This window comes from Pseudomonas sp. URMO17WK12:I11 (assembly GCF_007677725.1).
GTDB lineage: Bacteria > Pseudomonadota > Gammaproteobacteria > Pseudomonadales > Pseudomonadaceae > Aquipseudomonas.
In genome coordinates this window covers 195,612-220,358 of sequence record NZ_VEDF01000008.1, presented here as the reverse complement: position 1 = coordinate 220,358, position 24,747 = coordinate 195,612, and the positions used below count along the sequence as shown (strand labels likewise).

The 24,747-nt window shown below is 57.3% G+C and carries 14 protein-coding genes and 1 other RNA gene; 10 read left to right on the top strand and 5 right to left on the bottom strand.

Annotation, left to right across the window (positions count from 1 at the left end):
- The first annotated feature begins 66 nt into the window (after positions 1-66).
- The 4 genes from FS665_RS16830 to FS665_RS16815 all read left to right on the top strand — a co-directional run bounded on the left by FS665_RS16830 (position 67) and on the right by FS665_RS16815 (position 5,276).
- On the top strand, positions 67-2,877 hold the full coding sequence (locus tag FS665_RS16830; RefSeq protein ID WP_145190699.1) for an FAD-binding and (Fe-S)-binding domain-containing protein: 2,811 nt from the start codon (positions 67-69) through the stop codon (positions 2,875-2,877).
- A gap of 170 nt (positions 2,878-3,047) precedes the next feature.
- Positions 3,048-3,341 carry a hypothetical protein gene (locus FS665_RS16825; RefSeq protein WP_145190696.1) on the top strand — a complete coding sequence of 98 codons (294 nt, stop codon included), beginning with the start codon at positions 3,048-3,050 and terminating at the stop codon, positions 3,339-3,341.
- Positions 3,342-3,443: 102 nt separating this feature from the next.
- Positions 3,444-3,835: a transfer-messenger RNA gene (ssrA, locus tag FS665_RS16820) on the top strand.
- 184 nt (positions 3,836-4,019) lie between these two features.
- Positions 4,020-5,276, top strand: coding sequence for an integrase domain-containing protein (locus tag FS665_RS16815; RefSeq protein ID WP_060545860.1), 1,257 nt, complete (start codon positions 4,020-4,022; stop codon positions 5,274-5,276).
- Positions 5,277-5,394: 118 nt separating this feature from the next.
- Here FS665_RS16815 and FS665_RS16810 read toward each other — a convergent pair whose 3' ends face one another.
- Positions 5,395-10,746 carry a sacsin N-terminal ATP-binding-like domain-containing protein gene (locus FS665_RS16810; protein ID WP_145190693.1) on the bottom strand — a complete coding sequence of 1,784 codons (5,352 nt, stop codon included), beginning with the start codon at positions 10,744-10,746 and terminating at the stop codon, positions 5,395-5,397.
- Between the two features lie 76 nt (positions 10,747-10,822).
- The gene (locus tag FS665_RS16805; RefSeq protein ID WP_060545863.1) at positions 10,823-11,959 is read right to left on the bottom strand and encodes a hypothetical protein; all 1,137 of its coding nucleotides are present in this window, start codon (positions 11,957-11,959) and stop codon (positions 10,823-10,825) included.
- Between the two features lie 369 nt (positions 11,960-12,328).
- On the opposite strand from FS665_RS16805, the gene FS665_RS16800 reads away from it, so the two are divergent.
- The 5 genes from FS665_RS16800 to radC all read left to right on the top strand — a co-directional run bounded on the left by FS665_RS16800 (position 12,329) and on the right by radC (position 16,326).
- Positions 12,329-12,658, top strand: coding sequence for a hypothetical protein (locus tag FS665_RS16800; RefSeq protein ID WP_060537812.1), 330 nt, complete (start codon positions 12,329-12,331; stop codon positions 12,656-12,658).
- 80 nt (positions 12,659-12,738) lie between these two features.
- Positions 12,739-13,707, top strand: coding sequence for a DUF932 domain-containing protein (locus tag FS665_RS16795; protein ID WP_060545865.1), 969 nt, complete (start codon positions 12,739-12,741; stop codon positions 13,705-13,707).
- Between the two features lie 75 nt (positions 13,708-13,782).
- On the top strand, positions 13,783-14,787 hold the full coding sequence (locus FS665_RS16790; RefSeq protein ID WP_177336433.1) for a YqaJ viral recombinase family protein: 1,005 nt from the start codon (positions 13,783-13,785) through the stop codon (positions 14,785-14,787).
- A gap of 77 nt (positions 14,788-14,864) precedes the next feature.
- Positions 14,865-15,779 (top strand): hypothetical protein, encoded by a 915-nt coding sequence (locus tag FS665_RS16785; RefSeq protein ID WP_060545867.1) that lies wholly within the window; start codon positions 14,865-14,867, stop codon positions 15,777-15,779.
- Between the two features lie 49 nt (positions 15,780-15,828).
- Positions 15,829-16,326 (top strand): DNA repair protein RadC, encoded by a 498-nt coding sequence (gene radC, locus FS665_RS16780; RefSeq protein WP_060545869.1) that lies wholly within the window; start codon positions 15,829-15,831, stop codon positions 16,324-16,326.
- 112 nt (positions 16,327-16,438) lie between these two features.
- On the opposite strand, the gene FS665_RS16775 is transcribed toward radC, so the two are convergent.
- A complete protein-coding gene (locus tag FS665_RS16775; RefSeq protein ID WP_227493181.1) occupies positions 16,439-18,058 on the bottom strand; it encodes a hypothetical protein in 1,620 nt (539 codons plus the stop codon).
- Between the two features lie 194 nt (positions 18,059-18,252).
- On the opposite strand from FS665_RS16775, the gene FS665_RS16770 reads away from it, so the two are divergent.
- Complete coding sequence (locus tag FS665_RS16770; RefSeq protein ID WP_060545884.1) at positions 18,253-18,555, top strand: hypothetical protein; 303 nt, start codon at positions 18,253-18,255, stop codon at positions 18,553-18,555.
- 46 nt (positions 18,556-18,601) lie between these two features.
- On the opposite strand, the gene FS665_RS16765 is transcribed toward FS665_RS16770, so the two are convergent.
- Together FS665_RS16765 and FS665_RS23745 are read right to left on the bottom strand one after the other, a co-directional pair.
- Positions 18,602-21,730 (bottom strand): BPTD_3080 family restriction endonuclease, encoded by a 3,129-nt coding sequence (locus tag FS665_RS16765; RefSeq protein WP_060545871.1) that lies wholly within the window; start codon positions 21,728-21,730, stop codon positions 18,602-18,604.
- Complete coding sequence (locus FS665_RS23745) at positions 21,727-24,747, bottom strand: site-specific DNA-methyltransferase (protein WP_082431497.1); 3,021 nt, start codon at positions 24,745-24,747, stop codon at positions 21,727-21,729. The genes FS665_RS16765 and FS665_RS23745 overlap by 4 nt, the downstream gene beginning before the upstream one ends.

The following is a 24,747-nucleotide window of genomic DNA, read 5'->3' as shown; positions in this document are numbered from 1 at the left end:
GGAAATACCGCCTGAATGACCGGGGCACGCCGCGCGCCAGACGCCGCGGCCCCGCGAGGAGATTGCATGAGCCTGCCCGCCGCGTTCCTGCGTGATGTCGAGCGCCTGATACCCGCCGAACGCCGTTTCGACGACCCCACTTCGACCCTGGCCTTCGGTACCGACGCCAGCTTCTACCGGCTGATACCCAAGCTGGTGGTGCGGGTCGAGTCCGAGGATGAAGTGGTCGAATTGCTGCACATGGCCCAGCGCCAGCGCGTGCCGGTGACCTTCCGCGCCGCCGGCACCAGCCTGTCCGGCCAGGCCATCAGCGATTCGGTGCTGATCGTCTTGGGCGATAACTGGAACGCCCGGGAAATCCGCGGCCACGGCGCGCAGATCCGCCTGCAACCTGGGGTGATCGGCGCCCAGGCCAATGCCTGGCTGGCCCCGTTCGGGCGCAAGATCGGCCCGGACCCAGCCTCGATCAACGCCTGCAAGATCGGCGGTATCGTCGCCAACAACGCCAGCGGCATGTGCTGTGGCACCGCGCAGAACACCTACCACACCCTGGCCGGCATGCGCCTGGTGCTGGCCGACGGCACCCGGCTGGACAGTGAAGACCCGGCAAGCGTCGCCGCCTTCGAGCGCAGCCACGCAGGCCTGCTGCAAGCACTGGCCAACCTGGGCCGCGAGACCCGCGCCAACACCGCCCTGGCCGAGCGCATCCGTCACAAGTACCGGCTGAAGAACACCACCGGCCTGTCGCTCAACGCCCTGGTGGACTACGACCAGCCGCTGGATATCCTCCAGCACCTGCTGGTCGGCTCCGAAGGTACGCTCGGCTTCATCAGCGCCGTGACCTACGACACCGTGCCCGACCACCCGCACAAGGCCAGCGCGTTGCTGGTGTTCCCCAGCGTCGAAAGCTGCTGCCGCGCCGTGCCGCTGCTCAAGCGCCAGCCGGTATCGGCCGTAGAGTTGCTCGACCGCCGCAGCCTGCGCTCGGTGCAGAACATGCCCGGCATGCCGCTGTGGGTCAAAGACCTCTCGGCCAATGCCTGCGCCTTGCTGATCGAATCCCGCGCGGCCAGCCAGAGCCTGCTGCACGAGCAGTTGCAGCAGGTGATGGCGTCGATCGCTGACTTCGCGCTGGAGCAGAAAGTCGAGTTCAGCGAAGACCCGCTGATCTACAACCAGCTGTGGAAAATCCGCAAGGACACCTTCCCCGCCGTCGGCGCCGTGCGCCAGACCGGCACCACGGTGATCATCGAAGACGTCACCTTCCCCCTCGAGCAATTGGCCGAGGGCGTCAACCGACTGATCCAGCTGTTCGACAAGCACCGCTACGACGAAGCGATCATCTTCGGCCACGCCCTGGAAGGGAATCTGCACTTCGTCTTCACCCAGGGCTTCAACAGCCCGGCTGAAGTCGCCCGCTACCAGGCGTTCATGGACGACGTCGCGCAACTGGTGGCGGTCGAGTTCGGCGGCTCGCTCAAAGCCGAACACGGCACCGGCCGCAACATGGCGCCGTTCGTGGAGCTGGAGTGGGGCCACGAGGCCTACCAGCTGATGTGGACGCTCAAGCGCCTGCTCGACCCCAATGGCATCCTCAACCCCGATGTGGTGCTCAGCACAGACCCGGACATCCACCTCAAGCACCTCAAGCCGCTGCCCGCCGCCGATGAAATCGTCGACAAGTGCATCGAATGCGGCTTTTGCGAACCCGTCTGCCCGTCCAAGGGCCTGACCCTGAGCCCGCGCCAGCGCATCGTCATGTGGCGCGACATCCAGGCCAAGCAACGCGCCGGCATCGACACCCGCGAACTGATGCAGGCCTACCAGTACCAGGGCATCGACACCTGCGCCGCCACCGGCCTGTGCGCCCAGCGCTGCCCGGTGGGCATCAACACCGGCGAGCTGGTGAAGAAACTGCGCAGCCAAGCCGCCACGCACAGCGGCACCGCCAACTGGCTGGCCGATCACTTCGACACAGCCCTGAGCGGCACGCGCCTGACCCTGAGCGCCGCCAACAGCGCGCGCAAATGGCTGGGCGCGCCGCGCCTTGCGCGCCTGAGCAAAAGCCTGAGCACCGCCAGCAAAGGCCGCCTGCCGCAGTGGACCCCCGCCATGCCGCAGCCCCTGCGTACGCAAGGCTTGAGCCCAGTGAGCAATGACGCCCGCCCCCGCGTGGTGTACCTGGCCGCCTGCGTGTCCCGCGTGATGGGCCCAGCCTACGCCGACCGCGAGCAAAGCTCGCTGCTCGACAAGACCCGCGCCCTGCTGGAAAAAGCCGGTTACCAGGTGGTGTTCCCCGACAACGCCGACAGCCTGTGCTGCGGCCAGCCGTTCGCCTCCAAGGGCTACCCCGAGCAAGCCGAACACAAGCGCCAGGAGCTGATCGCCGCCCTGCTGCACGCCAGCCGCGGCGGCCTCGACCCGATCTACTGCGACACCAGCCCGTGCACCCTGCGCCTGGTCCAGGACCTCGCCGAAACCCGCCTCGACCTGTACGACCCGGTGCGCTTCATCCGCACCCACTTGCTCGGCAAACTGGAGTTCACGCCCCAGGACGAACCGGTCGCCGTGCACGTCACCTGCAGCACCCAGCACCTGGGCGAAAGCCAGGCCTTGATCGACCTGGCGCGGCGCTGCAGCAAGCAGGTGGTGATCCCCGAAGGCATCCACTGCTGCGGGTTCGCCGGCGACAAGGGTTTCACCACCCCCGAACTCAACGCCCACGCCCTGCGCAGCCTGAAGGACGCCGTGCAGCACTGCAACGAAGGCATCTCCACCAGCCGCACCTGCGAAATCGGCCTGTCGAGCCACAGCGGCATCGACTACCACGGCTTGGTCTACCTGGTGGACCGCGTCACCCGCCCACGCCGCCTTTGAGGTTCCCGCTCCGGCTTGCCCGCCAAAACGGGCAATGCCGGAGCCCGTCCTGGCAACATCCCGCCACACTCCGCCATGTCGCGAAGCCATCAGCGAAACGGAACCCTTGCCGAAGCCCGACAGTCCACCTTTACAGGCCCACCTCCCAGCGGCCATTAAAGGAGACACCCATGAAAGGTACCGCGCTTTCGGCCCTCTTCGCCGCCGCCACCCTCCTCGCCTCGCCGGTCTTCGCCGCAGACGATCTGTGCAAAATGAACATGCAGAAGATCGACGACGCCATGGCCACCGCCGGTGCGACGTCCGAGGGACTGGACAAGGCAATGAGCAAAGAAATCGACAAAGCCAAGGCCGCCCAAGCTTCGGGCGATACCAAGGAATGCATCGCGATCACCAGCAAAGTGCTGCAGCGCCTGGAAAAAACCGAGAAAGGCAGCGGTTCTGCCGGCGGTAGCGGCGCGTAAAGGCGCAGGGCGCGGGCTGGTAGAGCGGTTGTCGACGCCGCCCGCGCAATGGCGTATACTCCGTCTCACGTGCCGTAAGGTGCGTTAGCTTAGAGCTAGTGTGGGGCCGATCAGGATTCGACGCCGGTAGCGAAACTCTAGGTGCATGCCGAGTTGGTAACAGAACTCGTAAATCCACTGTTGCAACTTTCTATAGTTGCCAATGACGAAAACTACGAGGGTTACGCTCTCGCTGCGTAAGCAGCTGAGCCCGCTCTCCTGGTAGCTTCGGCTCCAGCAATCATCAGGGGATGCCTGTAAACCCGAAATGATTGTCATACAGAACAGGATCGTCGTGTAGCACGTTGGGGGCAAAGCGACTAAAACTTACCCAACTCGTCCAAAGCACCCTGCCCGTCGGGCGGCTGCGGATTAACTCAATAGACACGGCTAAGCATGTAGTACCGACAGCGGAGTACTGGCGGACGGGGGTTCAAATCCCCCCGGCTCCACCACATTTACATCTAAAGACGTCCACGGACGTCTTTTTTTGTGCCTGAAAGCCAGTGAATACGCGGCTTTTAAGGCCATCGGCGTCCACGGACATCCATGAGCAGCTACACCTTTTGGCATTCCAAATGGCATTCCAAGCCCGTAGGTGCTAATTTTTGGAATGCCAAAATCAAGTCTGGAATGCCAATGTGCGCACAAGCTACCCGCCTCTCTGAACTCAAAGTCAAATCTGCCAAGCCTGCTGAAAAGGACTATGTCCTATTTGATGGCGGCGGACTTCAAATGCGAGTGAGAAGCAATGGCTCTAAGCTATGGAACTTCAACTATCGACACCCTGTGACGAAGAAGCGGATCAACATGGGACTGGGAACCTTCCCCGAGGTCTCGTTGGCGCAAGCACGCAAGGGTTCCATTGAAGCGAGGGAAGCACTTGCCCACGGCATCGACCCTAAAGAGAAACGGGATGCTGTGCTACAAGCTAAACAAGCTGCGACTGAGCACACACTCCAGAATGTGGCGACGTCCTGGTATGAACTGAAAAAGGATGCTGTGACGCCAGCCTACGCTGAGGACATCTGGCGCTCGCTAACATTGCACATATTCCCGGACTTGGGCTCCACACCGATCTCAGCCATCAGTGCACCGCAAGTCATCAATCTGCTCCGACCACTCGAAACCAAGGGCAGCCTTGAAACCGTGAAGCGGCTGACACAGCGGCTCAACGAGATCATGACCTACGGGGTCAACTCGGGACTGATTCACGCAAACCCACTCAGCGGTATCCGCTCCGTCTTCAAGAAACCGAAAAAGAAAAACATGGCGGCTCTACCCCCCGATGAGCTGAAAGAGCTCATGGTGGCAATCGCCAATGCCAGCATAAAAAGAACAACCCGCTGCCTGATCGAGTGGCAGCTCCACACCATGACCCGGCCAGTCGAGGCAGCAACCACCCGCTGGGCAGATATCGACATCGAGAAGAAGATCTGGACGATTCCTGCAGAGCGCATGAAGAAGCGCCGCGCGCACATTGTCCCGCTCACAGAGCAGGCTCTCGCGCTTCTGGAAGCGATCAAGCCCTACAGTGGACATCGGGAATTTGTGTTCCCCGCAGACCGGAACCCCCGCACGCACTGCAACAGTCAGACCGCTAACATGGCGCTGAAACGAATGGGCTTTGAAGGCCGCCTGGTCAGCCATGGCATGCGCTCAATGGCGAGCACCATCCTCAACGAGCATGGCTGGGATCCGGAACTGATTGAGGTAGCACTGGCCCATGTCGACAAGGACGAGGTTCGCAGCGCTTACAATCGGGCGGATTATATCGACCGCAGACGCCCTATGATGGCTTGGTGGAGCGATCACATCCAGGAAGCAGCTACCGGCAACCTTTCGATGTCAGCTATTAAGGAAAATCGGGACAGAAAGGTTGTACCGATACGCTGATTATTAGTAATTGCAGTATAGGAGTCTATAAATCGAATGGGATTCAATTCATAAAGGGCCTCACTTTAAGACTGCAGACGTCTAAAAACTTGAGACGACTCACTGTGCTGCAGCAGGTTCAATCTCTGAGCTCAAAAGCGTATGTCACACTACCTCGGCCGACAATGCGTAGTTTTTTCCTGCCGCGACTTGAGAACGGGTTGTCGATCAACAGAGGTTGTACCCGGTTTGGATCGGTCGCGTTGGAGATATAGAGAACTCTGTATTTATTTTTGGTATCAGCACTGTATCGCTGCGCGGCTACTAGCTCAGTTGGGCCAAGCTCAAAACGACAGGGGTTACCAGAGCTAGCCTTAACCTCGTAGTAATAGGTAGCCTGCCTGTCTCTCACCACGAAGTCGTAGCCTAGACTGTCGTCTCCGCTGTTGGTAGCAAGAATAATGTCGCGGTATCCCGACACCCAACAGCTTTCATCCAGCTCCATACCATGCTTTTGTAGATGATGCCGCTTGATCCACTCAAACGCCCATAGCTCGCCAATTAAACCAATAGCCTTGCGCTGTTCATCCGACATTTGCGTATCAGGTGGTGGTCGATTCCCTCCTCCACCTCCAGCGCCTGAAATAGTTCTAGCAGGGTGCTGTGAAAAATCGGCAAGCAAACAAGACTCCGTCGAGTCGCTAGACAAATTGGTTGCCTCACTCAATCTGGCACGAAGTGCGTTAGCTAATTCAACATAATTTTCCGTAAGCGCTGAAAAAGACTCACCGGCGAAGGCGATCTGGACTCTCAGTCGGCGCTGTTGCTCTCTCGCTTGCTTTGCCGTCTCTTGTGCGTCATGCATTGCAGCTAGTGATACCCCCCAGTCTTCAGGCCTTTGACTAGCCAACTTCCCACTCGGCCAATCACCGTCTATGGTAAGCCATTGGACAATAAGATCATCATTGAGCAAGCGGAAGTCATTCCAGCCGCGCTGCTGGGCCAGCACTGGCAAACTCATTTTGGCCGCACTTAGATCCTGCCAAAGCGATTGACAGGACTGCGCAATCTGTTCGTGGGTTGAGCTCAGCCAAGTCGATACTAGCTTGCCATAGCGCAGCACAAAATTTTGCAAAAAATTGATATTCTGTTCGCGGCACTTTCTTAATGCTGGTATCTGAGACGGTAAATTCGTAGCTAAATGTTGTTCATGCAGCCAACCAAATACATACTCCTCAATCACCAAGTCTGGCAGGTCATCGTACGATTCAAACCAATCAGAATCGGGGGGCAGAGCCGCCAGCTCAGCGCGAAGCTGCAGATAACGCGCCAGTGAGTTCTGGTTATCGAAATCCCCAATAAAGTTAGACCGTAAATGCTCCATATATTGAAGCTCACGATGCTTGAGGTGTGCTTGAAACTGCCGCGTATGCAGTTCTTTGTTGTTGATCGGGGAGTAGTATTTCCCTAGTCTGCGCAGAGCTCCATTGAGCATAGTGAAATCCAAATTGAATGCACTCTGGAGCCCGCGAAAATCAGCTACCTGGCTCAAACGAGTCAACAGCTCACGTGGAGCGACACCGAAGATGACTGCTAGGTCGTTGCAGCACTCCAACAGCACCTCCTCTCCTACATCATCGCGCTCTAGTAGCTCCACCAGTTGTTGCGATACTTCATCCTGGCTGTGTAAGACCGCCAGAACATGGGCAAAACGGATCTGTGCAGACAGGTCCGCTTGGGACATACGCCGAACGACATGGACCGAAGACACCTCCATTCCCAGGATATCTGCGATTTCTTCGTTGCTCGGCACCACTTCCCCATCAGGGAGACGCATCATCAGGCGAAGAAAAGCCGCTTCCAGTCCAGCGGCAAGGCCGGGCTGATTTAGCGCCACAGCCAACTGTTCATGGATCTCTGCGAGCAAACTGAAATCGGGGGACCGAACACTCTGCGCAACTAGAATGACTTGGTTACCTATTCGCATAGTCAATGCGCCCCGCAGTCCAACAGGTAGCGCGCGGGGCTGCCCCCCCATGGAAACGGAAATGCGTTGCCCGACAAGGAAGCACAAAGAACTGGTGTTTTGTCGCAGCCGGGCAAAGTTTTGCGGTGTACGCCGGAAGAGCCAGCCGCCCTTGGACTCGGCGGCGCAAAGAATGAATTCAACCAGCCAGGCGCCATACAAGTCCGGCAGCAAGGGTAATGACTGGACTTCGTCAATTGGAATGCCATCAATGTGCACTTCGAGCGCTTGCTCACTGAGCCGTATGAAGCGCCCAGGTGCCCGAGTCTGGAGATGCGTCCAAGCGCCTTGGCGGTCCTTGATATCGAACTCGAAGAGTGGATGTCCGAGTTCTTCCAAGAGCCGGGTCTTTGCCGAGTCTTCTTCATCGATGAAATAGACGGGCTGGGCTGAAGCCTCCAGCGTCAATGGAACAGTAGAAATCTGGCCCCCAGAGGATACCGGAATCACTTTAATTTCGGGGTAGCGCCCTCTTCGTGCGACCTCATTCCACGCCTCGCTGAACAGTTCTTTAAAGCGGCGCACGTCCCGCGACTCAGTAATGTCCTGCTCTGCAGCCGCTACATAGACCTTGAGCGCACGTTCAGCGTCATCAGGATCATTCAAAATACCCAAGCCGGCGGCGCGCATCCGCCGGGTATAGCCCTCATTCAGCAGCCTTGCTATTGGGCGCGCAACGAGCGGCATGAATCGGGGTTTCTGATGATCATCGTCGCTGGAAAAATGCCATGCATCCTTCGGAGTTACGAATACCATCTGGTTGGCATTATCCACCACCGGCACCCAAGGCACCTCCGTCAAAAATGCCTGGAGTGGGGTTGGCCACTCTACGTGGCCCCATGATGCGCCCCGGGCCGACATGATGAAGCCAAAATACTCCTTCGAAAGGTTCTGAACTGCACGCAACACCTGTACAGCAAAGTCGCGACGCAAATCTTGCGGAAACTGAAGCGAGTCGGTCTGGCCTGGTAAACGCCAAGCTCGTAGTTCGCAGTGATAATTCGTGTTGGGATGGGGTATTTTTTCAGCGAATTGACCGAGCACATTTCGCCACACTCGACTGCTCTCATCATCCAGATCAGTTACTGCCGAAGTGATCAACCGCACCATCTGCCATGCTCTCAACTCCTGTTGTACCCGCCTCGATGAACCTGTCGGCTGCAAGCAATCGCGGACACCTAAAGCTCCAAGAAAGTGATGCCACTGCACCACGTCTCCGCCACCTTTCCACTCCTTAAAATCCGGTAACAGCCGGCCTGATGCCGCTGCCAGTTCAGCAGATAGCGTACTGCAACGCTGCAACAATGTTTCCAGCGCTTTACCGTTCGAGGAAGACCAACCATTCCCAAACATTGCCTCGGAAGCAGGTACCCATCCTTGCCTGGCGGGAAGGAAAAACTTGAGTTCACAAATCTCAGGAGTCGAGATCAACCAGAAGCGCAATGCCGCTTCGAGTGCCGCCATTTTCGTGCTGTGCGCCGCCTGACTGGAGGTAATGCCTGCCAACGTTCTCATCACACCACGGGTGTCGTACTCACGAACCAGTTTTCCGTTGACCAAAAAGGTATGAGCTGGTCGGTACCCGTCCTTGGTCAACCAAGGGATCTGCGGGCTGACGAAGGCAAACCACTCATGCAGCTTCTTTGGTAGTCTCGTTAAAGGTGCGCGCTCGCCATCGTTCTCATCCTCGGCCCCCACCCGGGCAGCAGGTGGGAAGTAGATGTCGGTCGTTCTGGTTTTCCTCTTCGATTTAATCTGGGAGCTTGCAATTAGCTCGCCGTCCTGACCCAACAGGAAGCGCTTGTCGAACAAAGCTGACGGGCTGTCCTTCAGACTAATCGCAACTTCGTCGTAGAAAAGTGCCCACGTTTCTATCGATGCGTTTTTTTCGTGAAGACGTAGAGCAACTGCCTCAACCCATTGCGCCATAGTTTCGGGCGTAGGATTGAAGCCCTTGTCAATCTGGTCGAAAAACGCGACAAATGCATCGCGCTGAAGAGTTGTCACGCTGGAGGTAAAGATGTCCGTCAATGTGGCTGAGACAATCGCTTCGCTGGAGAACATGGCTTCAGGGGCGGTGTCCCATATATGAGTACTGACAGCAGGTGCCCAACGAAAACCACCCGCAGCTGACACTGGAAGGATGGGTTGTTCCAGGAACGATGAATCACTTTCGCTGAAAGCTCGCCTGATAATTTCGGCATACGGTTTACGCCAACACATCAAATCGATCACTGCACCAGGTGACGTGGGCCAGTCCTGCTCAATGAGGAACTCAATCCCCGGACGCACAAGTTTTGCTGCTGACTGAATGAAATATTGGTTCAGACCAATGCTTCCATTGATTGAGCGACGATCCATTTTCGTATAGAAATTGGCATTGATGTAACCAGCGAACGGAGCCACGGCCTCTGCGCCAAGCGGGAGAAAACAGTACAGCAAACCTTGTTCGACGGAGGCATCCAGGCGCACCACAACTGTAATACGTGCCGCCCCCTGCCAGTCCTGCCATTTAGCAGGTAGCTCTCCCTTGCCGACGCTGTCGTCGAGTTGCTGGCGAAACTCCACGGCGTCAAGATCTGCACCCAGGAAGAGAAACTCCTGCTTGTCACCGACCGCAACACGCTGGATGTCCACCTGGTCTCGTTTCCAGGACTGCCGCACCGTGCGACTGAGCGTATGCACCTGCCCAGGCGCACGCTCAATGGTGATGCGCGCCAGGCGTTCGAGAAAGAGATGAAGCGGTGTCTGCAACGCGCACAACCATTCAACCTGATCAAGGACGGATGCTCTTGCTTGCGCAGAGTCCAGCGGCATACGAACAACCGATGCGAATCCTTCGGACGCGAACCTCGGGATCAACCCCGGACGATCCTCTGCAACAACGGGCAGGAACCAGCACGGCATGTTCCGCAGGATTTCACCCGCAAGCACAGGATCCTCGCCTGTCTCCGTCAGGATGGTCTCGATATCGCTTTGCTCAGCGAAGCGAAAGCAGTAACCGTCAAAATTGTAGCCGCCCGCACTATCACTGACGGAATAAACCTGCGGCCAGTGGCAAATTTGAAGCACACTGCGAAAACCGAGCCCTTTGTTACCGATGCTTTCGTTTACAGATTTACTGCTCAGCGCGATTTGCGTAATAGACTCAAAGTTTCCCGCGCGAAAACCGTTCCCCCGGTTGGCAACGTAGAGACAGCCATAAGGCAGTTCGCCTGGGGAGAAGACAACTGCGACCTCACCATCATTGCAATCAGTTGGGTGAGCATCATGAGCATTCTGGATTAGTTCGACGAGAAACCGATTTCCGTAGTCGTCAGAGACGTTCAACGAAAGATTACGAGCGCTCTCATGAACTCGGCTCTTGCCACGAGTAGCAAGGTAAGCCTCGATTTCCGCACGAGTCTTAGATTCGATTTCCCGCCGGATTTCCACAGGTCTGGAAGGCGCTTCGTATTTGCTCATGATGGTCTCCGACCGTTATCCAGCTAAAGGCTGCACTGCCCCCCAGCTGGACAGGCAGCGTTATGCCCTGACAGATCTATGCATGCAGGATACGAAATAAATACTCGACGATTTTACCGGCCGAGGCATTCGAGTCGGTATTCAGATCGTGTGCAGCGTGCGGACTATATCCGCGGTAAAAGGTGTCTTGTAGTCGAGGTAATTCCTGCCGCTGTGATCGGACGGGCATGCATGGCGCTGTACACGACAGCAACAGACAGAGGATTACCTTTTCACGCAAGGTTCCTCTAGGTCGATGATCGCCGGATCTGACCATCGCCTCGAACAATTTATGCACAAAGCACGAGAGATGGAACATCTCGTCCTCACCCATGACAAGCCGTTGGTTGAGCGTGACGCTAACATGGCAATCGAAGCGTATTTGATTGTTGATCGATGGCAATGTACGTCCAGGCCAGAGGAATTCACTGGCGGCCTCCAGCACATCCGGCTGCACGCCATCGATAGCAAACACAAATCCTTCGCGCTCGCACTCTTCGCCCTCAAGTCGTTGACTACGATGCAGCACGACTGACGGCACTAATGGCTCTCGAGACGAAGCATCTCGTAATTCCACGTCGATGAGAAAACCGATATGCTCCAGATCAGCTAGTGCGTTCAGGATGATTTCGACCAGTTGCTTACGGTAATCCCTGTTTAGCTGTCCCTGGTGTTCAAAAATAGCCCCTTCGATCTCCTTGATTTCCCAAAGGATGCGATGCAGGGGAGGTGTTGTACGGTTGTACCAATCCCGCAGTTGCTGCACGATCTCGGATTCCGGCTCAACAAAAGCGGCATGAGCCCTAGTTTGCCGACGCACTTGCAACTCACTCTGCAGCCTCACGATTTCTGACTGGGCAGCCCTAAGTGAGGTTTGAAGCTGCTTGTCACGTGCTTTGAGGCTTTTGACTAGTTCATGACCAGCAGCAAGATTACTAAGCCTGGTTTGTCCTGCAATTGGCCCATCGAAACGGGCCACTGGCACGCGCTTACCCTGCCCGAGCAGTTGATCACACCAGGTGGCAAAGGTCATATTTTGCGCAGCTGCTAGTGTTATGCCGCCCTTGAGCGCGCGATCAAGTTCCGTGTCGTCCAGTGCGGAAAAATCTGCCAGGACACCATACTTACTCAGCACGCTTAGTTGTGCTGCTTTAGCTTTCCTCTCCAAACCCACGCTTTGCGCTCCTTGACACGGCGATTCTGCTGACGCTTAGCCGGGAGAATGCCAGCCGGCAGGGCAAACTGCCAGTAGTCGAATCCCCCAAACTAAGTCCTTTGGAAGCGTTCGCTCAAGCAGAGTCAGCTCACCACCGAATGCGCATTGATTTGGCCGCCGCGCAATGGCACGGCAATGCGCACTCAATTTCCAAACGTGGAATTTCTCAAATCGCCACGTGACCTCAGCTAATTGCCGCCTGCAATTCCAATCAAAAAAATCTCAAACCTATATCACCTCTGTGAACGCCCCACAGTATCGAATGCCGTCGGGGATTCGGCGTGCCGTTTCTGCATCGGCACGCTCATCACTTGAGAGGATCTGCGTATGTATACCCCTTGCCCAAGCTGCAACTCGGGACGCGTCATCACGAAAAATCTCGGTAAACAAACGGGTGGATTAATTGGCGCTGCAGGCGGTGCCGCCAGTGGCGCCGCTGGCGCTCTGTCAGGCGCGGAAACCGGCGCGGTACTAGGGGTAGTCGGCGGGCCGGTTGGAATCGCCATTGGCAGTATTGCTGGGGCTCTTCTCGGTGGCCTGTTTGGCGGGGTCGCGGGGGGCATTGCCGGGGCCACGCTGGGTGAGCAAATCGATGACAAAGTGCTGGCTAATTACCAATGCCTGGAGTGTGGCTACAACTTCAGCGTCAACCGTTAAGCCGTTGTGAACTGGCGTCGTTTGCTGAAACGTTTGCTGAAACGACGCCCTTCCCCATTCATTCGCAAGGAATCACTCCAATGGCACATCTCATCGAAACCATGGCCTACGCTGGCGCTACCCCGTGGCATGGCCTGGGCAATCAACTCCCCCAGAAGCAGCCCATCGAGGTCTGGCAACGTGAAGCCGGCATGGACTGGCAGATCCAGGAAAGCCCAGTGCACTTCAAGTCGGATACTGTCGGTCACCTTGGCACTATCCACTCCTTCCCCGAACAGAAAGTGCTCTACCGTTCCGACACCAAAGCTCCGCTGTCGGTGGTCTCCCAGCGCTATCACACCGTACAGCCGCGTGAAGTGTTGGAGTTTTATCGCGACCTGACCGAGGCCTCCGGCTACGAGTTGGAAACTGCCGGCGTACTCAAGGGTGGGCGCAAGTTCTGGGCGCTGGCACGTACCGGGCAAGGCACAGAACTCAGGGGTAACGACCAGGTGAATGGCTATCTGCTGTTGGCGACCTCCTGCGATGGCACCCTGGCCACCACGGCAACACCAACCACCGTGCGGGTAGTCTGCAATAACACCCTGACCATCGCCCTCGATGGCAGCAGCCGGGCGATCAAGGTGCCACACAACACCCGCTTCGATCCGAAGATAGTGAAGAAGCAACTCGGTATCGCCGTTTCGCAATGGGACGACTTCATGTACCGCATGCGAGCACTGGCCGAACGCAAAGTGCAATGGCATGAGGCATTGGGTTTCTTCATGAACGTGATGTGCGAAACAACACCGACTGGCGCTCTGCCGGAGGTGCTGCCCAATGAGCGAGCCCTGCGTAAGGTGCAGGAGTTGTACGAAGGGCGTGGCCGGGGCAGTCAGCTAGAGTCGGCACGCGGCACCGCTTGGGGCCTCCTCAATGCCGTGACCGAGTACGTCGACCACGAGCGCCGTGCCCGCAGTAACGAGTACCGCCTGGACTCGGCCTGGTTCGGTCAGGGAGCACAGATCAAACAACGCGCCCTGGATGCCGCTCTACAACTCGCCGCCTAACCCTCACTTACCTCACCCCTCGCGCCCGGTCAGCCTTGTGCTGCTCGGGCGTTTTTATGCCAGCAGGTGAAGACGATGAAAGCAACGCCACTGAATAGCAGCACCCGAAAGAAACGCCCTGCCCTGCGCCTGGTCAGCACCAAGGAGCTGCCCCGCGAGGACTGGTTGCAGATCCGCAAGCAAGGCATCGGCAGTTCAGATGCCGCCGCTGCGGTGGGGCTTAATCCCTACAAATCGCAACTGGAGTTGTGGCTAGAGAAGACCGGCCGCGATGCTGGGCTACCGAAGCTTGATCCCCACGATGAGGAAAGCCCACTGTACTGGGGCAATGTGCTGGAACCTATCGTGGCTTGGCATTACAGCAAGCGCAGCCAGCATAAGGTTCGACGGATCAACGCGGTGCTACAGCATCCCGATCCCACGCTGCCCTGGATGCTCGCCAATATCGACCGCGAGGTGATCGGTGCCGACGATGTGCAGATCCTTGAATGCAAGACTGCCGGCATAAACGGGGCACGCCTCTGGAAAGAGGGCGTGCCCGAGTATGTGCAATTGCAAGTCATGCACCAGCTCGCGGTCACTGGCAAGCAGGCCGCTGATGTGGCGGTGCTGCTCGGTGGTCAGACTCTGGAAATCCATCGCATCACACGCGACGAGGCGCTGATTGCTCGGCTGATTGATTTGGAACGGCTGTTCTGGGATTACGTCGTCAGTGACACCCCGCCACCGGCCGATGGCACAGCGTCTGCGGAAGCGGGATTACGCTGCCTCTACCCCGAGGATAACGGACAGACCCTGGACTTCAGCCAGCACACAGAGTTGGCCAGCACCTTTCTGGAACTCAAGTCTGTTCGCCAAACCATTGCCCAGCAGGAGACACGTGAAGCGCAGCTCAAGCAGGTTCTGCAGCAGGCCATGGGGGAAGCCACCCGTGCCGAGTTTGCCGAGGGCTATATCAGCTGGAAGAAGTCCAAGGACAGCATGGGCCTGGATGTCGAACAGATGCTCAAAGACAAGCCCTACCTGCAGGCTCGCTACCCCAAGACCAAAATAGGCACCCGTCGCTTCCTGATCGCCTGAAACAACCTGCACACCCTAGCCACCCGGACCGTTCACGTCCCGGTGGCTTTTTTATTTTCAGATCAAGGATAACCGCCATGCTCAAAGGTTTAGCCATCACCCCGCCGGTACTCGGGCGCATTTCCATCGGCAAGGTCGTCGAGAAAAACGGCAAGCGCCTGCCAGAGAAAGACGATCAGTTCACCATCACCTCGCAAGTCCAGAGCCGTGAGGGCTGGTTGCTGCATCCACTCAATGAAGAACTGCGCAATGGCCAGGATGGCAAGCTGCGCAACATTCCGATCCGCTTGTTGTTCAACGAACCAGATCTCAACTTTCGCGCGGACTACAGCCTGTTCGACCGTACTACCGGCAGGCCGTTGTGCGTCGGCAACGGTGAAACATGCAAGCGTTTGACCAAGGATGGCATCCAATCGCTGCCATGCCCTTCACCCGATGGCTGCCCACTGGCCCAAGGCAATGCCTGCAAGCCTTACGGTCGGCTGAACGTGGTGATTAGTGATGACGACCCACTGGGCAGTTTTGTCTTCCGCACCACTGGATTCAATAGCATCCGCACCCTGGCAGCGCGCCTGCATTACCTGCAAGCCATCTCTGGCAATCGCCTGGCCTGCCTGCCATTGGAGCTGCGTCTGCGTGGCAAATCCACCCGTCAGAGCCACGGCACGCCAATCTTCTACGTCGATATCACGGTACGCAGTGGACTGAGTTTAGAAGATGCCCTATTGGCCGCCAAGCAACTGGAAGAAACCCGACAAGCCTCGAGCTTTGACCAGAGCGCCTTGGATCACGCAGCCCGGCAAGGTTTTAACAATGGCGCTTTTGAAGACAACGAGGAGGACAGTGGCGCCATTGTCGAGGAGTTTTTTCCCGCTGCTGAAACCCCACCCAGCAACGCAGAGGCCAAACCGACAGCACCGTCAAAGCCCTCACTGGCTCAGAAGCTGGAGGCTCAGGCTATCGAGCACAGCACTAGGCCTTCCGTTCAGTAAAGCTCTGCTCAACCTCCCCAGCTTTCCCCATTCTTACAGGAATACCGTCATGAAATATCACAAGCTCAAAGCCGATGAAGCGAGTGGCACCTACGTCATGGAGTCCCCCGTCACCGAAACCGACATCCTGCAGATGGCGCAACAACTGGCAATGAGTCGTCTGTCTAAAGGCCGGGCACTGACTGATCCGAAGCAGGTGTTCAGTCACCTGCAAACACTGCTGCAGTACCACGAATATGAAGTCTTTGCCCTTCTGCTGCTCGACTCCAAACATCGGGTCATAGGCTTTAGAGAACTGTTCAGAGGAACTCTGGATGGCGCGAGCGTGTACCCGAGAGAGGTGGTCAAGATCGCCTTGGAGCACAATGCTGCGGCCGTCATTATGGTTCACAATCATCCCTCCGGTGACCCAGAACCCAGTCAAGCTGATCGTACCTTGACCACCACCCTCAAGAACGCTTTGAACATGGTCGGCACCCGCATCTTAGATCATGTGGTGGTTGGCCATGAAGGTTGCGTCTCGTTGGCTGAACGAGGTCTTTTGTAAAACGACATCATAATGCCTCCATGGTGATCTTTGGGCTCAGCCCTAAAGATCACCATGGAGGCAGCTGATTCGAGGTCTTATTTTTTTGCGTCGGTGCCCCAGCTGGAGCTACTCATTTGGGCCTAGAGCCCGCGTCCGTCATTTTGTCATCGAACTTTTTAAGCCCAACCAGCAGTGTACGGCCGATATAGCGGCTAGGGGCGGAAGCGAGCACCTTGTAACCCAGCTCTGCAGTACCCACCAGCGCCCGTGCGGTGCCTTCAATGGCCACGCCTGCTCCTGCAAACAGGGCCTCTACGCCATCGCCGCCGTTTTCGTAGTACTCTGCGGCATGGTTGATGCCCTGAATGGTGGCAAACAACCCGAGCCCGCCAACCCCGGAGAGCAATGCATCGAGGACAGTGTCCTCGGAGTCGACCACCGAGCCGCCAAGTGCAAGGTCTACCGAACGCTCCAACTCGATATTGCTGAAGCCTGAGTCGATGGCGCGAGTCCGCTCGGCCACTTCCGAGGTGGCAATAACCGGGATGTCAGCATCTACGCTGTTGATGTAGGTGGTACTGGAAGTGGCCTTGATCTGGTAGGCCACACCGTCGATGACGATATCGGTGCCGGGGTTGTTGAAGTATTCGAAAAGGCCCCCCCCGGTATCGCTCGCCACCAGTTTCTCAAAATAGGCGCCCTTGGCCAGGGAGGTCAGCCCAACCAGGCTATCTGAGGACATGAACAGGGTTTCCAGCCAGATTTCACCATCACTCATACCAGCATAGTTGCCGTTGACGCTCCGCAGGGCGTCGTAAATGTTGCCTGCCGTGGTGAAGTCATCCCACAGGGAAAGTGGCACCGACAGGGCTGACAGCATGAACCCGGCCCTGAGCGGCAACTCATTTTCCTGCCCACGAGTCACTTCATCGGCTATGAACTGCTCAATCTGCTGTTGGCTGGTGGTGATACGTGCTTCAGCACGATATTTGAGTTCGGAAAAGTGCTTATCGAGGCGGGTGAAGTCTTCAGCGTGCTGAGCCAGCAACCTGTCATGCATCTTCTTGAGTTGCCTGATGGCCTGATCTATTTTTCTGAAATCTGGGCCGTCGGAGTACTTTATCTTGTTCCACCAGGAGAACTTCTCGTAGGTCTCATCCCACTGGTCGCTAAGCTGATCGCGCCGCTGCTGCAGGCGCTGCAGTGTTTCGCGCACAACGGTTTCCGCCTGGATCAGAGGTGTCCGGCTACGGATAGCCTGCAGGCGCTGCCAGCAATGGTTGCGAGCGGTTGTCACATCGGCCGCCAGACGCTGCTGCAGGTACTGCCGGGTGAGCCCGTCCAGGTGCTGTTCCAACTGTGGTTGAAGTGCATGCAGCGCGCTTGTGTTCAGGGGGCTCTGCCCGGCCTGCTCCCGGGCGACGGCCAGTGCCTGGCGAGCCGCCAACAACTCACGAATGGCGAGGACTCTCTGGAGTGAATCGACCACCTTGGCATAACGCTGCAGATGCATCCAATGGAATAAGCAGACGCCCCATGCGAGTAGCCCGAGCAGCAGCGACAAAGCCGGTAGCGACGCAAGCAGCCAGCGCGGCTCAATCTGCTGGCCAACTGACAGGAGGGGTTGCGCAAGCAGCCCCTGCATGGCGACGCACATCAGCAGTCCCAACGCAGTCAGCCCCAGCGCTTGCCTCAGACGCTGCTGGCAGGTTTGCCGACATTGCAGTAATTCGGTGGTGGTGACTGTCATTGGAAGGCTCTCTGTAGTGGCGCCCGGCAGGAGGCGGCTGGCGAACGCGGCCCGGCAGGTTCTGAAATACGTCAGAGTGGGGATAGGATGTACAACTTCACTCACCTTCCCCCTCCCTTAAACAGATCCTTGAATGCTCTTTTTTCCCCACTCAGGCAGAATCCACTGCCCAATTGAACTACAGCCAAACACTGATGAAACTGCTCAACACCTATGACGACCGGGACGAAGCCGAAGCCGCTGCCGAAAAGCTCAGCGGGAACAAGCGCCTGGCCAGCGAACGCGACGCCACCGTGGTCATCTACAACTTGTTCGGCATCCCCAGCTGGGGCAATTTCCATCGCCTGCGCATGTACAACCTGGGCGAACTCAAAGGTCTTCTGGAGCGCAGATCTACTTGGCAAGCGACTGACCAGGCACGCCATGCCGAGATTCTCGCCACTCTCAAGACCGTGGCGAAGAACTACGAGATCGAAGTACCGGAGCATTGGTTGTAATCCGACATAACAGGGACGCTCCAACGAGCGCCCCCCACTTCGCGAGCTAACCCTGTAGCTTCTCCAAACTCAGCTGATCGATCTCTGCTCCGAGCTTCGTAGGATCCTGCACAACCAAGTAGTGCCAAAGCCCGAACTCGCCCCCGCGGTTCACTGCGTCCACCCAACGCTGGGCAGCCTTGGCTTTAAGATCCGCATCGTCGTTGTACTGCCCCTTCACCTCGATGATCAGCTTCATGCCGATGTCCAACTCGGCGATGAAGTCAGGGATGTAGCTGTGCTTGATGTTTTGCTTGCGATAGCCGACGGTAAAGCCCAGTCGATCGTTCTTGACCCACTTGGTTACGCCGGGATGGATATCCAGCAAGAACCCTACGCTTTGCTCCCATTTTGCCGTATCGGCAACCATCAAGTTCAGATGGCACTTGGTCACAGCACGCACGGGCTTGGTGGTATGGAAGTCCACGTACAACGTGCTCCCGGTACCCGCCACCCCCTGGGGGATCAACGGCAGGAAACCGTACCGCTCTTCAGTGCCACTCTGCAGCGCGTTGTAAAGGCTACCTATGGCTGCTTGGTTATAGCTACCAAGCAGCACATCACACGACAGGGAGTCCCCCTTGCGCACCAACTTCTCGCGCAGGAAGCGCAGGCATGCCGCAACGACCTTGGGAAATAGCTGTGCCATCAGCACGCTATCGCCGCGTTCGCTGCGCCACTGCCTGCAAATATCCTTGGCCAGCACGAATGCCACTTGCTGATTGCGAAACAGCTTGCGCCATTCAACCAAGGAAACCTCGCTCTTCTTGCCTACACCAAAAGCTGTCAACGAACCATCGGGCGCGGTCATCTGCCCTACCTGTACAGTCGTCGGTAGCGTCATCGGATCGATGGTAACTTGTGCCACTTGCGACCAGTCGATCACCACATCGAGCTGGCTGACCTCCTGGTAGCCCGTCACGATGGGGAAGTCGATGCGGTACTGCTCACGCTCAGGCATGGAGAAGATGTGGTGCTGCTCGCGCTTCTCCTTAGGCGGGCCTACCTCGCGAGTCTTGAAAGGCACCAGCTCGAAAGGCACACCGAAAACCTTGGCGGTTTCTTCGGTAAACAGGCCAGTATCTTCATCCACTACATAGCTGGCACGGCGCAGTGCCCGGCCGACTACCTGTTCGCACAGCAGCTGCGAACCGAAGGGGCGTAGACCGACGATGTGGGTCACGGTGTTGGCATCCCAGCCTTCAGCTAGCATCGCTACCGACACGATGCAGCGGATATCCCGGCCTGGCGGAATGCGCTCATCGATCCACTGCAGCCCGCTCTTATCCTCACTCTCGTCCTCATCGTCGTCGCTGTTAAGCTTATCGTTGTGCTTGCGCACCAGTTCCGACCACTCATCAGGCACCTTGTCGCCAGGCCATTTACCTTTGCCGATGGTGTCGAGGATAAATCGCATACGCCGCACTTCGTCGTTACCACTGCCGGACTCGATTTCCTCGGCAATCTTCGAGTCCACCCGCACCGTCACCTCTCGGCCGGGGGCATTGCGGAACCACTCGGGCGCCTCACCATACCCACCCTCGTTGCCGGCCAGCCAGCTATGTACTTCCTTGGCCACCTTAGTATCGCGGCACACCACGATAAACACCGGGGGAATCGGATAACGCTGATTGTCCTTATGGTCTTTCTCCCACTCCTGGAACTTCTTGTACCAGTCTGCAGCCAGCAAGGTGATTGGCGTGCTGGCGTAGTTCATGACCAGCTGGGGAGTGAGCTTGCTGCCATGGCCGTCTTCCTCGGCCTTAGCCTCCACCCAGCGCCAGACATTGAAGTAGGCGGCTTCCTCAGTGCCGCCGACATCCGCGGTGGGCAGTTCGGGGATTTTCACCAGTCCGGATTCGATGGCATCCAACAGGCCGAAGTCAGAAACGACCCACGGGAAGGGCTTGCCCACCTCGTTGCCCGAGCCCTGGATATAAAACGGTGTGGCGGACAGGTCGACGCACAGGTTGATACCGTTCTTGCGGCCGTTGGCCAGCTTGTTGATCCGGTCCAGCCCCTCGATCCAGATGGTCGCTTCCTTGGCGTTCTTCTTCGCGGTGTCCTTGTCGTCTTCCAGAGTGGTTTCTTCATCATCGCTGTTGCTGTCGCCACGACGATAGGCATGGTGCGCTTCGTCGTTGAACACTAGCCAGTGCGGACTACGGCCACGGCCAGTGCCCAGTTCCTGGCGAATGCGCTTGAACCAGGCGGCATCAGACTCGAAGTATTTGACCTCGACTTTGCCCTTGTCTTTACCGGATTGCTTGACGACTTCCACCGCCTCGCCAGTCTTCACCACCTTGGCCGAATCGCCGTTGACGGTATTGCTCTCCAGCTTGGCCAGCTTGTGCCAGTTGGCGATCATCACCTCGCCACGCCGCAACTCCTCCATACGCTGCACCGGCACCAGTTGGCGGGTGCGGTACAGCGACAGATCACCGAGCAGCGGGTCCAGCTCTTTCAGGCGTTCACGAATGGTCACGTTTGGGCAGACGATCAATACCGTATCGGAGAAGCGATCATCCGTCGGTGCCGCCACCCGGTTGAGGATCGACCAGGCCGCCAGCATGCCCATGACGGTAGTCTTGCCCGAGCCCGTCGCCATCTTGCAGGCATGCCGAGTGAAGGCGCGCAGGCCCTTGGCCTTGCCTTCAGGCCCCGGCTCATCCTTAACAATAGGCAGCAGGCCCTTCTTGTAAACCTCGGCCGCCTCGGCAAGGAAAATCACCGTTTCCGCCGCCTCAATCTGAGCGAAGAACAGCCGCTGGCCACGATCTTCGGAGCGCCACAGCTCGATCAGCTCTTTGGTGACCCGCGAAGCACCGTCATACGGCGTACCGGTCAGCTTACCTTCACGCCAGTCGCGCAGCTTCTGACGGATCAGATTGACCTGCCCCAGCTCCTCCTGTTCACCGATATCCGTGGTACCCAGCAGCTCGCCCTGCTTCTTGCTCTTGCGACCAGTGCCAGCACCTTCCGGTACACGGTAGAAGTAGTAAGCCGGGCGACGCTCTGCCGCCTTCATCGGGCTTTTGCCGACCTCGACTTGCCAGTGGTGAGCCGGCTCGGCATAGGGCGAGTTGATGATGGGTTCCGGGACTTCGCTGACCGGAACGGCAGTGCGCTCGCTCATTGCTCGGCCTCCGCTACGCTGAACACGCGCATAAGCTCATTGCCACGCTCGTCGATCACCTTGATGGCGACCTGCCCCTCAGCAACGGCGACAAAGGGCTCGCTGGTGGTACCGGCCAGATGCTCCCAGACGCTCTTGTTGAACTGCCCCTTGAGCGACTTCTGCAGGTTGTCCCAGGCGCTGGTGCGCGGGAAGAACACCTGATCGGCGCAGAAGGCCATGCCGTTGTAGCTGGTGTCCAGCATCCAGCACGGCAGGTTCTCCGGCTCGACCGACTCAGTTTCCAGGGTATCCGGGCGGAAGGTGTCCAGCCCCAGCAGCTCGACCTGATACAGCAGCTTGCCATCGTCACGCAGCCCGGCTGAGAGGATGCGGGCATCCGGTAGGCCTGTGATGGAGAACAGCTGGTCGGTGTGGCTGGTCTTGAGCAGGTCATCCATGGCCACATCCGGCGTCACGCTGATATAGGTACAGGGCAGGCGCAGGCGCTTGCGGTCGTCCACCAGCTCGCGGGCCTTGGCCTGGATGGCGAAACCGAACAGATAGAGCTGGCTGTACTTGAGGAAGTAGGCCTCGCTGGCTGCCTCGAACACCTGGTCGGAGCTGATCGCCCCATCTTCCGGGCCAAACACAATAGCGATGCGCTGCTCCTGCTCGTCCACCGCTTCGGCATGCAGGTAGTCATTGTCCAGCACACGCACCTGGTCCAGTTTCAGGCTGCGGTTGCCCGGCAGGCGCAGATTGCGGCTGCGCCGCAGGATATCGATCATTCGGTCCAGATAGCTGCGCGCGTTGTAGCCGGCCTCCTGCTCAGCCTGCTGGGTTTCGCCCTGGATCTCCAGCGAATGGGCAGCTTGAATGGTGGCCTCGACAGTGAAGGGACCACAAACGCGGGTAACATCTTTATTTTCTTCCGGACGGTCGACCAGAGTAATAGTTTCCGGCTCTTCGTTGTTGGCAATGGACTTCAGAGTGATACGCGGCACCAGGCCACCCACTTCCTCGCCCTTGCGGTTCTGCTTGCGTTTGTAGACTAAGCCCCCAGCTGGGCCACGGCTAGGTTCCTTCAGCTCGTACCAAGGGAATGTAGCTGTAAGCAGGCGCTGACGAGCCAGGGCTAGGGGCACGCGAGAAGTATCGCAAGTGATCCAGCGGCGACCTAGCTTTTCCGAGCAAAACGCGGAGGTTCCTGAACCACATGTTGGGTCTAGAACTAAATCCCCAGGCTCTGTTGTCATTTGTATACACCGTTCAATCACTTTGGTTGCCGTTTGAACTGCGTATATTTTAGGGTCACCAAAACCACTTCGACGCGTATCATCCCAAATGTTGCTGTGCGACTGATAAGGGAAGTCATCCAGATACCTAACAAATGAAAGCGTATTGCCCACAGCAATTAACCTGCTTGCGCTTTTTAAGCTATCCATTCCTGCTTTATTAGTTTTCCAACCACCTTTCCCCGGCTTAAATTTTCTCCCCTCAAATTCATACTCAAAGGTTGTGCTTTCACTTGGAGTCTGCGAGGTCAATGGATTAGGCCGGTACAGCCTATATCCCGAAGGAAGATTGTCAATTTTCTCAAGCTCTTCAGGCTTTATCTTTCGGCGAACACCTTCAACTTCAACGAATCTTAGGTTTGAGTCCTCAGATGCTATTCGGGCCTTGTAGGCACGATTAAATTTCATCACTTGAGAGTTTTTTGCATACCACAATATGATGTCATATGTGGAGTCTAACCCAGAGCTGCCTTTTCCCGTGGTGGTTCTAAAAATAATTTCTGAAATAAAATTATTCTCGCCAAAAACCTCATCAAGAATAGATCGTAAGCGATGCACGTTTTGTGACGATATTTGAACAAATATACTTCCTGAGTCTTTCAGCAGCTCACGAGCAAGAAATATTCTGTCTCTGAAGTATGAAAGGTAGGAGTGTATTCCGAGCTCCCAAGTGTCTCGATAAGCTTTAACCATCTCAGGCTCACGAATCATGTCATCATCTTTGCCATGAGAAACACGGTTGCTTTTAACGAATGGCTGAAAATTTGAGCCAAACTTAATCCCATACGGTGGGTCGAAGTACACCATCTGCACCTGCCCGCCCATGCCCTCGTATTCGAGCAGGGAGTTCATCACTTGCAGGGAGTCCCCCAGGATCAGGCGGTTAGCCCATTGCTCCTTGTGGGTATAGGCATCCAGCTGGTCGGCGATGTCCTTGTCGGCGCTATCACCGAACAGATCCAGCATGGTACCGACCGCGCGGTGGGACTCCAGGGTTTTCAGGATGTTCTGCGTCGAGTGCCGCTCATGCACGAACAGCGGCACGGTCGGCACGCTGATCTGCTGACGCTCCGCTTTGCCGGCCCAGGTGAGGAAGGGCTGTGTCAGACTTTTCAGTCGCGCCACGCACTGGCTGAGGCTGGTGAAACGCTCGCCGTTGCCTTTCCAGACCTGTTCCTGGGCAAATACCACGGCCTCGCCCTGAGTCGCCGCTTCGGCCACCAGATTGAGCAGCCACTCGGCAAAATCACGCTCGGCGTTCTCATCCCAGCACAGCTCGGGTGCCAGGCTGGAGTCGTAGCGGTACTGCTTGGGCGGCTTGCGGCCGTTGAACTGCTCTTGCACCCCCACATCGGGACGGCTGGTGGCCTTGGTGTCGTACTGATAGGTGCCGTAGGGCTCGGCACCGACACTGCCGTCGAGGGTGTCGTCACCTTCGGGCTCATCAGTTGACTGTTCCGGCTCACTCCCAGCCTTTTGCTGAGCCAAGCCACTGGTAGCCAAGGACAAGTGCGGCACTGCTATCGCGGTGCGATACACGGCACCCCCCTTCCCCTGCCCCTTTCCCAGCAGCCCCTCAGCGACCAGGGCATCGCGCACACGCTTGTAGTCCAGTTCGTCAAAATCGAAATCGGCCACGTTGGTCAGATCTTTCTGAAGCTTGATATTGCCGATTCTTTCGCCATCCGCAGGCACATGAGCCAGGATCAAGTCGCGCAGTTGAGAGTCGTACTGAGTCAT

Excerpts from the sequence above, each read along its gene's own strand:
- FS665_RS16810 (WP_145190693.1), bottom strand. The coding sequence starts at position 10,746 with ATGAGCAAATACGAAGCGCCTTCCAGACCTGTGGAAATCCGGCGGGAA.
- radC (WP_060545869.1), top strand. The coding sequence starts at position 15,829 with ATGAAATATCACAAGCTCAAAGCCGATGAAGCGAGTGGCACCTACGTC.
- FS665_RS16790 (WP_177336433.1), top strand. The coding sequence starts at position 13,783 with ATGAAAGCAACGCCACTGAATAGCAGCACCCGAAAGAAACGCCCTGCC.
- FS665_RS16770 (WP_060545884.1), top strand. The coding sequence starts at position 18,253 with ATGAAACTGCTCAACACCTATGACGACCGGGACGAAGCCGAAGCCGCT.
- FS665_RS16765 (WP_060545871.1), bottom strand. The coding sequence starts at position 21,730 with ATGAGCGAGCGCACTGCCGTTCCGGTCAGCGAAGTCCCGGAACCCATC.
- FS665_RS16800 (WP_060537812.1), top strand. The coding sequence starts at position 12,329 with ATGTATACCCCTTGCCCAAGCTGCAACTCGGGACGCGTCATCACGAAA.
- FS665_RS16775 (WP_227493181.1), bottom strand. The coding sequence starts at position 18,058 with ATGACAGTCACCACCACCGAATTACTGCAATGTCGGCAAACCTGCCAG.
- FS665_RS16815 (WP_060545860.1), top strand. The coding sequence starts at position 4,020 with ATGTGCGCACAAGCTACCCGCCTCTCTGAACTCAAAGTCAAATCTGCC.
- FS665_RS23745 (WP_082431497.1), bottom strand. The coding sequence starts at position 24,747 with ATGACTCAGTACGACTCTCAACTGCGCGACTTGATCCTGGCTCATGTG.
- FS665_RS16830 (WP_145190699.1), top strand. The coding sequence starts at position 67 with ATGAGCCTGCCCGCCGCGTTCCTGCGTGATGTCGAGCGCCTGATACCC.
- FS665_RS16795 (WP_060545865.1), top strand. The coding sequence starts at position 12,739 with ATGGCACATCTCATCGAAACCATGGCCTACGCTGGCGCTACCCCGTGG.
- FS665_RS16825 (WP_145190696.1), top strand. The coding sequence starts at position 3,048 with ATGAAAGGTACCGCGCTTTCGGCCCTCTTCGCCGCCGCCACCCTCCTC.
- FS665_RS16785 (WP_060545867.1), top strand. The coding sequence starts at position 14,865 with ATGCTCAAAGGTTTAGCCATCACCCCGCCGGTACTCGGGCGCATTTCC.